The organism is Dactylosporangium siamense (genome assembly GCF_016862795.1).
GTDB lineage: Bacteria > Actinomycetota > Actinomycetes > Mycobacteriales > Micromonosporaceae > Dactylosporangium > Dactylosporangium siamense.
On the sequence record NZ_BONQ01000046.1, the window covers coordinates 1 to 12,847 of the forward strand.

The 12,847-nt window shown below is 69.9% G+C and carries 13 protein-coding genes; 3 read left to right on the top strand and 10 right to left on the bottom strand.

The window, feature by feature from the left end; all coding sequences use genetic code 11:
- Positions 1–82 precede the first annotated feature (82 nt).
- The 6 genes from Dsi01nite_RS14535 to dop form a co-directional block, all read right to left on the bottom strand.
- Positions 83–403, bottom strand: a complete 321-nt coding sequence (locus tag Dsi01nite_RS14535) for a hypothetical protein (RefSeq protein ID WP_203846663.1) — start codon at positions 401–403, stop codon at positions 83–85.
- Positions 400–675 (bottom strand): hypothetical protein, encoded by a 276-nt coding sequence (locus tag Dsi01nite_RS14540; RefSeq protein ID WP_203846664.1) that lies wholly within the window; start codon positions 673–675, stop codon positions 400–402. Before Dsi01nite_RS14540 ends, Dsi01nite_RS14535 begins: the two co-directional genes overlap by 4 nt.
- A gap of 928 nt (positions 676–1,603) precedes the next feature.
- A complete protein-coding gene (gene prcA, locus Dsi01nite_RS14545; RefSeq protein WP_203846665.1) occupies positions 1,604–2,434 on the bottom strand; it encodes a proteasome subunit alpha in 831 nt (276 codons plus the stop codon).
- A 46-nt stretch (positions 2,435–2,480) separates the two neighbouring features.
- Positions 2,481–3,320, bottom strand: coding sequence for a proteasome subunit beta (gene prcB / locus Dsi01nite_RS14550; RefSeq protein WP_239135893.1), 840 nt, complete (start codon positions 3,318–3,320; stop codon positions 2,481–2,483).
- Positions 3,321–3,416: 96 nt separating this feature from the next.
- A complete protein-coding gene (locus tag Dsi01nite_RS14555; protein ID WP_033362892.1) occupies positions 3,417–3,632 on the bottom strand; it encodes a ubiquitin-like protein Pup in 216 nt (71 codons plus the stop codon).
- 46 nt (positions 3,633–3,678) lie between these two features.
- Positions 3,679–5,196, bottom strand: a complete 1,518-nt coding sequence (gene dop, locus Dsi01nite_RS14560) for a depupylase/deamidase Dop (RefSeq protein ID WP_345003839.1) — start codon at positions 5,194–5,196, stop codon at positions 3,679–3,681.
- A gap of 106 nt (positions 5,197–5,302) precedes the next feature.
- On the opposite strand from dop, the gene Dsi01nite_RS14565 reads away from it, so the two are divergent.
- Positions 5,303–6,571, top strand: a complete 1,269-nt coding sequence (locus tag Dsi01nite_RS14565) for a condensation domain-containing protein (RefSeq protein ID WP_203846666.1) — start codon at positions 5,303–5,305, stop codon at positions 6,569–6,571.
- 246 nt (positions 6,572–6,817) lie between these two features.
- Here Dsi01nite_RS14565 and arc read toward each other — a convergent pair whose 3' ends face one another.
- Entirely contained in the window at positions 6,818–8,584 is a 1,767-nt protein-coding gene (arc, locus tag Dsi01nite_RS14570) for a proteasome ATPase (protein WP_203846667.1), read from the bottom strand.
- Positions 8,585–8,730: 146 nt separating this feature from the next.
- Here arc and Dsi01nite_RS14575 point away from each other — a divergent pair, with 146 nt between their 5' ends.
- Positions 8,731–9,006, top strand: coding sequence for a ferredoxin (locus Dsi01nite_RS14575; protein WP_203846668.1), 276 nt, complete (start codon positions 8,731–8,733; stop codon positions 9,004–9,006).
- On the opposite strand, the gene Dsi01nite_RS14580 is transcribed toward Dsi01nite_RS14575, so the two are convergent.
- From Dsi01nite_RS14580 to Dsi01nite_RS14590, 3 genes are read right to left on the bottom strand one after another with little or no spacing between them, the layout of a single operon-like run.
- The gene (locus tag Dsi01nite_RS14580) at positions 9,001–9,570 is read right to left on the bottom strand and encodes a hypothetical protein (protein WP_033362888.1); all 570 of its coding nucleotides are present in this window, start codon (positions 9,568–9,570) and stop codon (positions 9,001–9,003) included. The genes Dsi01nite_RS14575 and Dsi01nite_RS14580 overlap by 6 nt on opposite strands.
- The gene (locus Dsi01nite_RS14585) at positions 9,548–10,483 is read right to left on the bottom strand and encodes a tRNA (adenine-N1)-methyltransferase (RefSeq protein WP_275423365.1); all 936 of its coding nucleotides are present in this window, start codon (positions 10,481–10,483) and stop codon (positions 9,548–9,550) included. The genes Dsi01nite_RS14580 and Dsi01nite_RS14585 overlap by 23 nt, the downstream gene beginning before the upstream one ends.
- On the bottom strand, positions 10,480–11,595 hold the full coding sequence (locus Dsi01nite_RS14590) for a M50 family metallopeptidase (RefSeq protein WP_203846673.1): 1,116 nt from the start codon (positions 11,593–11,595) through the stop codon (positions 10,480–10,482). Before Dsi01nite_RS14590 ends, Dsi01nite_RS14585 begins: the two co-directional genes overlap by 4 nt.
- A 169-nt stretch (positions 11,596–11,764) precedes the next feature.
- Here Dsi01nite_RS14590 and Dsi01nite_RS14595 point away from each other — a divergent pair, with 169 nt between their 5' ends.
- On the top strand, positions 11,765–12,631 hold the full coding sequence (locus Dsi01nite_RS14595) for a RecB family exonuclease (protein WP_203846669.1): 867 nt from the start codon (positions 11,765–11,767) through the stop codon (positions 12,629–12,631).
- Positions 12,632–12,847: the final 216 nt, after the last annotated feature.

Below are 12,847 nucleotides of genomic sequence, written 5' to 3' on the forward strand. Positions count from 1 at the left end.
GCCTGGCGGGGGGGGGGTGACGACTGCACCTCCGCCTTGGTGCACAGCCTCGTCGCGCTGCGGGAGCCGTCCGGTGCTGGGCTCAGGCGGCGGGGCGGAGCTGGGTGAGGGCGCGGACGGCGTCGGTGAGCGAGATCGGGCGGTCGCTGATCTCCGTCGCGAGACACCATTCCACGTATTGCCGCATCAGGGTCGACGGCTTCACGCCCTTGCTCTTCGCGACCGCGGCGAGGCGTTGTGCCACGTCGGACGGCAGGCGCATCGAGTAGACGGCCATGACCTCGGCGTCGGGCTTCGGCGGCAGTGCCGGGACCGGCGCGGCCCGGTCGAACGTGAACTCTCCGGCGGCGACGGCCGCGACCATGGCGTCCATCTGCTGCTCGCTGAGCGGGTCGGTGTTCATGCTGCGCTCGCCTCCCACTTCTCATACTCGGCGAGCTCGTCGGGGGTCATGTCCCGTGCTCCGAGGATGCCCCAGCTGAACTGGCCTTCTTGCTTCACGACGACGATGAGAGGTCGTCCCGTGTCGGTGCGTGCCCAGATGCTGAGGGCCGGGATGCCGAGTGCGAAGCCCGGAAGGGGGCGTCGCCGTTCGGCGTTCAACGCTTGAAGCACTTCGGCGTCGGTGATCCCGACGAGCGCCGCGAGCGTTGCCGGCCACCAGCGGTACGGCATGCCTCCAATGTACGACGCGCGTCAGACTTCCGTCTACGACACGACCGTCCAGCGGGTCCGGGAAATGAGCACAAACAGGACGCGCAGGACAGGCGGCGCAGAACAGCGCGCCAGCCACCCGGCAGACACGGGTCGCGTCCACGGAGTGGTGTACGGCTGTGCGGCCCGCCCGCTTCAGGCAGCCTGATGGCAGACCCGCTGCACTTCGGCCACACCGCCGTTCCGTGCCGTGGCCCGCGCACGCGGCCGCGACACCTGCTCACGGCTGGAGCGAAGTCGTCTCGCGGCCCGTCGGGACGGCCGGTCCGCACCGTCGAGCCAGCGGACGGTGACGCGACAAGCGGAACGATGTCCGGGGTCAGGGAGCCGGGGATCCTTCCGGTTGTGGAGGAAATCCGGCAACGACGCCCGGCACACGATCCGGCGCTGCCGAGGCCCCGGATCAGCCTGTTCGCCTGCTTGTCCCCCCGCCGGAAGCGGATCTTCCTGGTGATCGAAGCCGCGGGCCGGCTGTCCGCACCGCCCGTGCACAACCTAAATCAGCCCGCCCACCGGCTCGACCGCTCGACCCCGCGTGGCAGGCGACGGACGTCGCGAGCGGGCACCGTGCCAGCGTCGGCCGAGGGCCTGGGACGGGACGTCGCACGGATGTCCGCCGGAAAGCGTGAAAGGGGTGTGGGGGCGTGCGGACGCCTCCCGCGCTTTCACCGAGACGCCGCGGCGGATGCGCCGGATCGTTCGTGATCCAAGGCGCCACCCGGCCACTCGAACACCAAGACAGCGGACACGACCCAGACACGCGGCCAGGGTCAGACACGGCGAGGCCGGGGGCAGCACAGCGGGGCCAGGGGCAGACACGGCGAGGCCGGGGGCAGCTGGACGCTGGGACCCCGGCCTGGTCGTGCGGTGGTTCGCTGTCGCGGGGTGGTTACTCCGCCGCGGGCTTGTCGTCCTCGTCGGTGGAGGCGGTCGGGCCGCTGGCGTTGTCCGCCGGGGTGTTCGGCGACGCCGGGGGCTGCGGCTTGTCCTCGAGGCCCTCCTCGGGGGTGACGCTCTTCGCCGGGTCCTCGAGGATGGCGGTGAGGGCGAGCCCCGTCAGGCGCCGGAACGTGCGGCCCGGGCGGTGCCGGTCCAGGACGGCGACCTCCAGCTGGTTGGCCGCCAGCTTGCGCGGCTGGCCGTTTTCGCCGCCCACGCTGCTCAGACCCTCAACCGCCAGTTTGAGTGCCTCAGCGAGCGTCTGGTCGGGCCGCAGCCTGGTTTTCACGGCGCCGGAGATGGTGTCGGACTGGCCGCCCATGGTGACGAGGCCGGGCTCGTCCTGGACGGAGCCGTCATACGTGATGCGGTAGAGCTCGTCGTCCTCGGCGGTGGCACCGACCTCGGCGACGCAGATCTCCACCTCGTAGGGCTTCTGCTCCTGGGTGAAGATCGCCCCGAGGGTCCGGGCGTAGGCGTTGGCGACCTGCCGGCCGGTGACGTCGCGCCGGCCGTAGGAGTAGCCGTGCAGGTCGGCGAGGCGGACCCCGGCGGAGCGCAGGTTCTCGAACTCCGGGTAGCGGCCGACGGCGGCGAAGCCGATCTTGTCGTAGATCTCGCTGACCTTGTGCAGGGCGGTCGACAGGTTCTCGGCGACGAAGAGCACGCCGCCCTCGTAGCTGAGCACCACGACGCTGCGACCACGCGCGATGCCCTTGCGCGCGTATTCCGAGCGATCCCGCATGATCTGCTCGGGCGAGGCGTAGAACTGCATGGCCACGGGGCGGGTTCTCCTTCTGACGTGGGAGCTGGGTGAGAGAGAGGGCTCAGACGCCCGGGTTGTCGGCGCGCTCGGCGATGACCGCCTCGGCGACCGCGCGGACCTCGTCGTCGGTGAGCCGGTGGGTGCCTTCGACGGTCGCGGTCATGATGACCGGGAAGATGCCCCGGAGCAGGTCGGGCCCGCCGGTCGCGGTGTCGTCGTCGGCGGCGTCGTAGAGCGCCTCGACGGCGATCTTCACGGCGTCGGCGGTGGTGATGCCGGGCTTGTACCGCTTCTTCATCGACGACTTCGCGAACAGCGAACCGGAGCCGATCGAGTCGTAGCCGCGCTCCTCGTAGACGCCGCCGGCGACGTCGAAGCTGAAGATGCGGCCGGCCTTGTCGACGGACTTGGCGTCGACGTCGAACCCGGCGAACAGCGGCACCACGGCCAGGCCCTGCATGGCCGCGCCGAGGTTGTTGCGGACCATGGTGGCGAGCCGGTTGGCCTTGCCCTCCAGGGAGAGCATGGTGCTCTCGATCTTCTCGTAGTGCTCCAGCTCGACCTGGAACAGCCGCAGCATCTCCAGGCCGAAGCCCGCGGTGCCGGCCATGCCGACCAGCGAATACGCGTCGGCGGCGAAGACCTTCTCGATGTCCCGCTGGGCGATGAGGTTGCCCATCGTGGCGCGCCGGTCGCCGCCCATGAGCACGCCGTCGGCGCAGGTGATGGCGACGATCGTGGTGGCGTGTGCGCTCACGTCTGCGGCCATCCCCGGCGGGAGCGGCCGGCGACCCGGGAGCATCTCGGGCGCGACCGCCGACAGGAACTCGCTGAACGACGAGGTCCCCGCGGCGTGGAACGCGGCCGGCAGACGCCCAGAGTGGTCAAGACCCGTCGGCAACGGAGCTCCCTTCACAGGATGATCGACTGTAGTTGACCAAACAATACGCCCGTCGGCCCGGATGCGTCCGGACCGACGGGACCTTCTCAGTGACGGTTACTGGCCGCCCTTTTGCACGTATCCGCGGACGAACTCTTCGGCGTTCTCCTCGAGCACCGAGTCGATCTCGTCGAGGAGGTCGTCGACGTCCTCACCCAACTGCTCGACCCGCTCGGCTGTCTCCGGGTTGACCTCGGGCGCGGCGACGTCTTCTTCCTCGTCGCGCCGGGACTTACCGGATTGGGACTGCCCGCCCGTATCCCTCGTAGCCATGTCTCATCCTCCTCGGGGGGACCACCAAACAACCGCTGCATCGAACTTACCCGGAAGTGATCGCTTCCAGCAGATCCTTCGCGCTCGGGCATTTGTCGAAGAGTGCACCGACGTGCTTCTTGGTCCCTCGTTCGGGCTCCATCATCGGCACCCGCACCAGCGACTCCCGGCCCACGTCGAAGATGACCGAGTCCCAGCTGGCCGCAACCACCTCAGCGGGGTATTTGGCCAGGCAGCGACCACGGAAATAGGCCCGGGTGTCGTCCGGCGGCTCGACGATCGCGCGCTGGATCTCGTCCTCGGTGAACAGCGTCGCCATCGAACCGCGGGCGACCAGGCGCTGATAGAGGCCCTTCTCGGCGCGGACGTCGGAATACTGCAGGTCGACGAGCTGCAGCTTGTGCGATGACCAGCCCAGCGACTCGCGCTCGCGGTAGCCCTCGAGGAGGCGGAGCTTCGCGACCCAGTCCAGCTCGCCGGCGCACAGCATCGGGTCGCGGCCGAGCCGGTCCAGGACGCTCTCCCAGCGCTCGAGGACGTCGGCGGTCTGCTCGTCGACGTCGGAGCCCTGCCGGGAGTCCACATAGGCCCTGGCCCGCTCGTAGAACGCCCACTGGATGTCCAGCGCGGTCAGGCGGCGGCCGTCGCGCATGCGGATCAGGTGCTGCAGGGACGGGTCGTGGCTGACCGCCTTGAGCTCGCTGACCGGGTCGGCGATGCCGAGGTCGCCGGACAGCGCCTTGTCCTCGATCATCGCGAGGATGAGGGAGGTGGTGCCCACCTTCAGGTACGTGGAGATCTCGGACAGGTTGGCGTCGCCGATGATGACGTGCAGGCGCCGATACTTGTCGGCGTCGGCGTGCGGCTCGTCGCGGGTGTTGATGATCGGCCGCTTCAGCGTCGTCTCCAGGCCGACCTCGACCTCGAAGAAGTCGGCGCGCTGGGAGATCTGGAAGCCGGGGCCGGAGCCGTCCTGCCCGATGCCGACCCGGCCCGCCCCGCACACGATCTGCCGGGTGACGAAGAACGGGGTGAGGTGCATGACGATGTCGGCGAAGGGCGTCTGCCGGCGCATGAGGTAGTTCTCGTGCGTGCCGTAGCTGGCGCCCTTGTTGTCGGTGTTGTTCTTGTACAGGTGGATCGGCAGCGTCCCGGGGATCGTCGCCGCCCGGCGGGACGCCTCGGCCATCACCCGCTCGCCGGCCTTGTCCCACAGCACGATGTCACGCGGGTTGGTGCACTCCGGCGTGGAGTATTCCGGGTGGGCGTGGTCGACATAGAGTCGGGCGCCGTTGGTCAGTATCACGTTGGCCAGGCCGAGATCCTCGTCCGCGAGGGCCTCCGCCGGGTCATAGAGGGCGCCTGAGTAGGTGAACCCGCGCGCGTCACGCAGCGGGGACTCCTCCTCGTAGTCCCAGCGGGCCCGGCCGCCCTTGGTGAGCTCGGGTCGTGCGCCATAAGCGTTGACCACCTGGGATGACGTCACCATCGGGTTGGCTCCCGGCTGGCCGGGCACAGACACGCCGTATTCGACCTCAGTGCCCATCACGCGCCGCACACTCATGCCAACAACCCTAGTCGCAAGGTACGACAGTCTGCCTCCACCGCGGCGCGCCAGGTTTACCGATGTCCGATTGTTGTGAAGACGTCGCTGCCCGTAACATCCACAGATGCGAATCAGTGTCGCTTTCGAGGGCGCCGGTGCCGGTGAGGCGCCGCTGTCATGGGGGCAGCAGGACATCTGGGCGTCGATGACGAGATTCGGCGAGCAGCTGCCGCTCGGCGGGGTGACCCCACTGCCGCCCGGCACGACCGTCGAGGACGTCGCCGGCGAGCTGCGGTACCTCATGAGCCGCTACCAGGTGCTGCGCACCCGCCTGCGGTTCGCCGCCGACGGATCGCCCCGGCAGGTCGTCGCGGCGGCCGGCACGACCGTCCTGGAGGTCGCCGACACCGACGACCCGGCCGGCATGTTGGCGCGGTACCGCCGCGAACCCGTCGACTTCACCAGCGACTGGCCGATCCGGATGGGGGTCGTGCGGGACCGCGGCCGGCTCACCCACCTGTGTGCGGTGATCTGGCATCTGGCCATGGACCGCTCCGGCGCGGCGGTGATGCTGCGTGAGGTGGCCGCGAGGGTCCAGGACCCGGTCACCGGCATGCAGCCGCTCGAGCAGGCCGGCTGGCAGGCGTCGGAGGCGGGGGCCAGGCAGAGCCGCAGCGCGTTGCGGCACTGGGAGCGGGTCCTGCGCACGATGCCACCGCCGTGGCCGGTCGTGTCCCGGCGGCGGGAGAGCCCCCGGCACTGGAAGGGCCGGCTGGTCTCCCCCGCGATCCCGCTCGCGACCCGGATGCTGGTCGAGCGGACCGGGGCCGACCCGGCCACGACGCTGCTCGCCGCGTTCGCCGTCGCGGTGCGCCGGTGCACGGGCGTCGACCCGGTGCCGATGCTGCTGGTGACCAGCAACCGGTTCCGCTCCGGGCTCGCGGACGTCGTGGCGCCGGTCGCTCAGCCGGGGCTGTGTCTCGTGGACGTCGCGGATGCCGATTTCGCCGGTGTACTGGAGGGAGCGCGCCGAGCCGCGACGGCGGCGTACAAGCATGCGTATTACGACACGGCCGGCAAGGAGTCCCTGGTGGCGCGGGTCGCCGCCGAGCGGGGGCCGCAGTTCCGGGTCGACTTCCACCTCAACGACCGGCGCGGACCGGACCTGGCGGTGGTGCCGGGGTCGCTGCCGCAGGCGCTCGCCCGCCGGACGCTGGACTGGATGCCGTTCAAGGACAGCCCGTCGAGCCGGGTGTTCGTGCACGCCGACGACGGTCCCGGGGCGACCGTCCTGACCTGTTACGCCGACACGCATCACGTGTCGCTGGCGGAGGCGTCCATGGTCCTGACGACGCTCGAGTCCACCCTGGCCGAAGCGGCACTGCGCGGCTGAGGACGGGGTTGTCACGACCGCAGGTCGTGTCGCGGCCGGCCACGGCCGCGTGCTGCGCAACTGTCGGCGGACCTGGCAGGGAGGCCGTTCACGGCCGACCGGTCGCTGACGGGAGCAGCGGGCCTCGCGCTCGACGGACCGGAGCCTGGCCCTTCCGGCTTTTTCTGGCTCTTCTGGCTTTTTCTGGCTCTTCTGCACGCGAAACGGGCGGCGGCCCTGAGGCCACCGCCCGCTCGTGTCGCGGTCCTACAGATATTGGCCGGTGTTGGTCGCGGTCTCTATGGACCGGCCGGCCTCCGCGCCCTTGCCACCGGAGACGAGCGTGCGGATGTAGACGATCCGCTCGCCCTTCTTGCCGGAGATGCGGGCCCAGTCGTCGGGGTTGGTGGTGTTTGGCAGGTCCTCGTTCTCGCGGAACTCGTCAACGCAGGAGTCGAGCAGGTGCTGGAGGCGCATGCCCTTCTGGCCGTTGCTGAGGAAGTCCTTGATCGCCATCTTCTTGGCCCGGTCGACGATGTTCTGGATCATCGCGCCGGAGTTGAAGTCCTTGAAGTACAGGACCTCCTTGTCGCCGTTGGCGTAGGTCACCTCGAGGAACCGGTTCTCCTCGGTCTCGGAGTACATCCGCAGGACCACCGCGTCGATCATGGCCGCCACCGTCGCGTCCGGCGAGTTGCCGTGCTCGGCGATGTCGTCCTTGTGCAGCGGAACCGTGGTGAGGATGTACTTGGAGAAGATGTCCTTGGCCGCCTCGGCGTCCGGTCGCTCGATCTTGATCTTCACATCGAGCCGGCCGGGGCGCAGGATCGCCGGGTCGATCATGTCTTCCCGGTTGGATGCGCCGATGACGATGACGTTTTCGAGGCCTTCGACGCCGTCGATCTCGCTCAGCAGCTGAGGCACGATCGTGTTCTCGACGTCGGAGGAGACCCCCGAGCCACGGGTCCGGAACACCGAGTCCATCTCGTCGAAGAACACGATGACCGGGGTGCCCTCGCTCGCCTTCTCACGGGCGCGCTGGAAGATCAGCCGGATGTGCCGCTCAGTTTCGCCAACGTACTTGTTGAGCAGCTCAGGACCCTTGATGTTGAGGAAGTAGCTGGTCTTGCGCTCCTCGCCGCGCCGCTCGGCGATCTTCTTCGCCAGCGAGTTGGCGACCGCCTTGGCGATCAGCGTCTTGCCACAGCCGGGAGGGCCATAGAGCAGGACGCCTTTCGGCGGGCGCAGGAGGTGCTCGCGGAACAGCTCCGCGTGCAGGAAGGGCAGCTCCACGGCGTCGCGGATCTGCTCGATCTGCGAGAAGAGGCCACCGATGTCGGTGTAGTCGACGTCGGGCACCTCCTCCAGCACCAGCTCCTCGACCTCGCTCTTCGGGATCCGCTCGTAGGCATACGCCGAGCGGGGCTCGATCATGAGCGAGTCGCCGGCGCGCAGGGGCGCGTCGGTGAGGGTGTCGGCCAGGTGGACGATCCGCTCCTCGTCGGCGTGCGAGATGACGAGAGCGCGGTCACCACCCTCCAGGATCTCCTTCAACATGACGACCTCGCCGGAACGCTCGAACCCGAGCGCGTCGACGATGTTCAGGGCGTCGTTGAGCAGGACCTCCTGGCCTCGGCGCAGCTCCTCGACCTCGATGGCCGGGGAAACCGCCACGCGCAGCTTGCGCCCACCGGTGAAGACGTCGACAGAGCCGTCTTCATGGCGGGCGAGGAAGACGCCGTAACCGCTCGGCGGCTGTGCCAGGCGGTCAACTTCCTCCTTCAGCGTCACGATCTGGGCGCGGGCCTCCTTGAGGGTGGCCACGAGCCGCTCGTTGTTTTCGGTCAGCCGGGCAATCTGCGCCTGCGCTGCGGCGAGCCGCTCCTCGAGCTGTCGCACGTGTCGCGGGGTTTCCGTCAGCTTGCGCCGCACCAGGGCGAGTTCCTCTTGGAGGAAGGCGACCTGCGTGGAGAGATCGTGGGCGTCCTTCTCCCATCGTGCGGCGCGCGTCTCCGCGTCGTCGCTGCGTGCCACGTCCCACCTCCCCGGGGGCTTTGAACGTTGTGCTCTAACACTAACTGCTGTTCGCCGGTCTGGGCCCCTTCGAACCCGTGCGCCACAGGGCTTTTACAAATCGTGCGGCCTGGAGGCGCTTTCCACCAGCCCTGTAATGTTGCGGCGTGAGCGCTCTTGAGGTGTGGGTTGACCAGGACCTGTGCACTGGCGACGGCCTGTGTGTCCAGTACGCACCGGAGGTCTTCGAGTTCGACGTCGATGGCCTGGCCTATGTGAAGCAGCCCGACGGCGAGCTGCTGCTGGCCCCTGGCAGCCGCGTCGACGTGCCAGAACACCTCCGGCTCGAGGTCATCGACGCGGCCAAGGAGTGCCCCGGCGACTGCATCCACGTGCACCGGGCGGCCGATGACGTGCCCGTCGCCGGGCCGAACGCCTCATAGCATCGGCTTGCCCACGAGAGAAGAGACGAGCCGGGCAAACTCCTCCAAACGGGCGATCTGTCCGGCGCCGCCGTCGTCGAGAGTTTTACCGAAGCGCAACGCGTCGTGGCGGATGACCGAGCCGGCCTCCTCGGCGGCGACGTTCGCCTCGTCGAGCGAGGTCAGCAGCAGGTAGACATCGACGCTGTCGACTCTGGCGTGCCCGTTCGGGTTGCGGCTGAGCCGCCGGCGGCAGCCGACCTCGGTCACCGCGGACAGCGCCACCACCCGCAGCGACGACGTCATCGAGCCCGGCGGCGCCTCCTCGGGCGGGATGTCCTCGCCGTGCCACAGGATGAGCCGGGTGCCGTCGCAGACGACGACCTCCTGCCAGACCCCGTTGACGTCGTTGACGAACCGCTCGAGGGTGAAACCGAGCACACTCTGCCCGCGCAGCACCCCGGCCATCGCGTCGAGCGCTATGTCCGGATCCCGCAGGTAGGCCCTGGCCGCCGACTCGAGGTCCGGATAGGGGGACCAGTCCGGAAATACGGCAGGTAGGTCACTGAAGCTCGGACGGCTCATCCTTTGCCTCCTCCTCCCGTGCGACCGCGGCGGCCGCCAGCCGCCGCGCCGCATATGCTTCGGCGCCCTTGCTCGGTTTACGCCGCCGCGGCGGCGCGGTCACCCCCGGTGCCAGCTTCCGGGCGCTGACGAGGAACGCCGTGTGCGCGATCATCCGATGATCGGGCCGCACCGCAAGCCCCTCGACGTGCCAGTCACGCACCAGGCTCTCCCAGGCGCGGGGCTCGGTGTAGCCACCGTCCTCGCGCAACGCCTCCACGAGCTCCGACAGCTGTGGCGTGGTCGCCACATAGCCGATGAACACCCCGCCGGGGATCAGTGCCCGCGACACGAGCGGCAAGATCTCCCACGGGGTCAACATGTCTAGGATTATCCGATCAAAACCGACATCTTCGCAGCCGGCTACGTCACCTACCCGCAAGGTCCACCCCTGCTGGGGGCCGCCGAGGAAGGCCTCGACGTTGCGGCGGGCGATGGCGGCGAAGTCCTCGCGCATCTCGTAGCTCGTCACCGACCCTGACGGGCCGACCGCCCTGAGGAGGGAGCACGTCAGCGCGCCCGAGCCAGCGCCGGCCTCCAGGACCCGGGCGCCGGGGAAGATGTCACCCATGGCGCAGATCTGCGCGGCGTCCTTCGGGTAGATGACCTGCGCGCCGCGGGGCATGGACAGCACGTAGTCGGACAGCAGGGGACGCAGCGCGAGATACGCGGTCCCGCCCGCCGACGTGACCACACTGCCGTCCGGGGCGCCGATCAGCTCGTCGTGCGGCAGCGCACCCCGGTGGGTGTGGAACTCCTTGCCCGCCTCGAGCACGATCGTGTGCATCCGGCCCTTGGGGTCGGTCAACTGGACCCGGTCACCCGGTCGGAACGGACCCCTGTGGGTCACTGGCAGGTCGAGGGACACAGTCACGTGCGATTCCTTCTGCTGGTGGGCCAACCGTCGGGTCGGCGTGTTTCGACGAGCGAGAGCAGCTCGGCGCCGCGCAGGACGCCGTGCACATCCTCACCCGAGACCACCAGGTAGTCGCCGCCCGGGTCGTCACGGATCGCGTGCAGCAGATCGGTGCCCCGAAGATCGCCTGGTAGGACGTGGTGCTCGTCCAGCCGGCGGGTGACGTCGCCGATCGGCACCCACGGCCGGCGCTCGGCCGGCACCGCCCGGGCCGACGCGCCGTGCACGAACCCGAGCATCGCCCCCGCGCCGTCGACCACGGCGAGGTGGTGCCCGCCGGACTGCTCGGCGATCCGCTCCGCCTCGGCGAGGGGCGTGACGGCCGCGACCGGCACGATCGGCCTGGCCAGCTCCCTGGCGTTGAACGGCGGCAGGCTCGCGGCGACCTTCCCGTGCCGGATCGCCTGCCCGGCGCCGACCCACATGGTGACGCTCACCAGCAGCGTGAAGAGCAGGCCGAACCACCCGTCGAGGATCCCCTGGGCGAACAGCACGATCACGGTGCCGGCGGTGGCGACCGCGACGAGCCGCCCGGACCAGCCGGCGACCCGGCGGCCGAGGTTGGGGTCGCCGCTGAGCTTCCACACGAGGGCCTGCAGCGCCCGGCCGCCGTCCAGCGGCAGCCCGGGCAGCGCGTTGAACACGGCGACCACGATGTTGCTCAACGCCAGCTGGAACGCGAACGTCTCGGCGATCCCACCCGCCGGGAGGACCAGCGCCGCGGCCCCGGACAGCAGCCCGAGCAGCAGCGACACGACCGGCCCGGCGAGCGACACGAACAGCTCCACGCCCGGCCGGGGCGCCTCCCGCTCCATCTCGGTGTAACCACCGAGCATCTCCAGAGTGATGCCGCTCACACCGATGCCACTCTGCCGGCTGGTGATCGCGTGACCGAGCTCATGCAGCAACACCGACAACAGCAGGCACACCACGAACCCGAACCCGACCGCCAGGCCGGTGCCCAGCGACAGCTCCTCCCGGCGCGAGGTCAGGAACTGGCTATACGTCAGCGTGATCAGCGCGGCGAGCAGCAGCCAGGACGGGGCGAGGTAGATCGGGACGCCGAGCAGCCGACCCAGCGGGATCCCGGAGCCGCGCTCAGGCGGCCGGGTCCGGGCAGCCGACGACGCCGGCGCGGGTGCCGAGCGGTAGTCGTCCATTGCCCATGATGCTACGGGTAGTCCGCGCCGGGACGCCGGTCCGCGAAAACTGTCGTACCCGTGGCCTAACCTTCCACGCATGCCTCCACCCACGACGGGGACCATCACCACGCTGCCTACGTTGTCGCCGTCGCGCGCCGCCGACTTCAAGACGTGCCCCCTGCTGTATCGGTTCCGCAGCATCGACCGCCTGCCGGAGCGTCCGACGCCCGACCAGATGCGGGGCACCCTCGTGCACGCGGTGCTCGAGGCGCTGTTCGAGGAGCCGACCGGCACCCGCACCCCCGAGCGTGCCGCCGCGCTCGTCGCGCCGCAGTGGCAACGCCTCGTGGAGACCGAGGAGGGCCTCGCCGACCTGTTCGCCGACACGGAGGCGTTCCTGGAGTCGAGCCGGGAGCTGCTCGGCGGCTACTTCGCCGTCGAGGACCCCAACCGGCTCGAGCCCGCGGAGCGGGAGGCGTTCGTCCAGGCCGAGGTCGACGGCAAGCTCGTCATCCGTGGCTACATCGACCGGCTCGACGTCTCCCCCGCCGGCGACATCCGGGTCGTGGACTACAAGACCGGCGGCGCGCCCCGCGAGGCGTTCGAGGCGCGGGCCATGTTCCAGCTGAAGTTCTACGCCCTGGTGCTGTGGCGGACCCGCGGTGTCGTGCCCCGGGTGTTGCGGCTGATGTACCTGAAGGATCGTGAGGTCTGCGACTTCTCTCCGGACGCGGAGGAACTGGAGCGTTTCGAGCGCACGCTGCTGGCGCTGTGGCAGGCGATCGAGCGGGCGACCGCGGATCGGGACTTCCGGGCGCAGCCGAGCCGGCTGTGCGGGTGGTGCGCGCATCAGGCGCTGTGTCCGGCGTTCGGGGGGACGCCACCGCCGTTCCCGGAGCCGGTGGCGGTGCCTCCTGTGCCGCTGTCCACGGAGGCGGAGCCGGCTACGGGCCGCGACGAGTAGGGTCGTGGGCCTGGCCGGGCTTGGTAGCCGGGCTCGGTAGCCGGGCGGGTCGCGCTGCGGCGGGGATCGGTCGCGACGGTCCGGCCCAGTGGGGCTGGGCCAGGGTTGGAGCCTGTTCGCCGATGCGCCTGCCGGTCCGTCGTTGCGGTTCGCGGGTCAGCGGCCAGCGGCGACGGCGGCCAGCGGTGACGGTCGGACTCCGGCGGCAACGGCGGT

What these genes read in the sequence shown, in the direction of transcription:
- Dsi01nite_RS14535 (WP_203846663.1), bottom strand. Translation starts at nt 403, where the DNA reads ATGAACACCGACCCGCTCAGCGAGCAGCAGATGGACGCCATGGTCGCG.
- Dsi01nite_RS14540 (WP_203846664.1), bottom strand. Translation starts at nt 675, where the DNA reads ATGCCGTACCGCTGGTGGCCGGCAACGCTCGCGGCGCTCGTCGGGATC.
- Dsi01nite_RS14555 (WP_033362892.1), bottom strand. Translation starts at nt 3,632, where the DNA reads ATGGCTACGAGGGATACGGGCGGGCAGTCCCAATCCGGTAAGTCCCGG.
- dop (WP_345003839.1), bottom strand. Translation starts at nt 5,196, where the DNA reads ATGAGTGTGCGGCGCGTGATGGGCACTGAGGTCGAATACGGCGTGTCT.
- Dsi01nite_RS14565 (WP_203846666.1), top strand. Translation starts at nt 5,303, where the DNA reads ATGCGAATCAGTGTCGCTTTCGAGGGCGCCGGTGCCGGTGAGGCGCCG.
- Dsi01nite_RS14580 (WP_033362888.1), bottom strand. Translation starts at nt 9,570, where the DNA reads ATGAGCCGTCCGAGCTTCAGTGACCTACCTGCCGTATTTCCGGACTGG.
- Dsi01nite_RS14595 (WP_203846669.1), top strand. Translation starts at nt 11,765, where the DNA reads ATGCCTCCACCCACGACGGGGACCATCACCACGCTGCCTACGTTGTCG.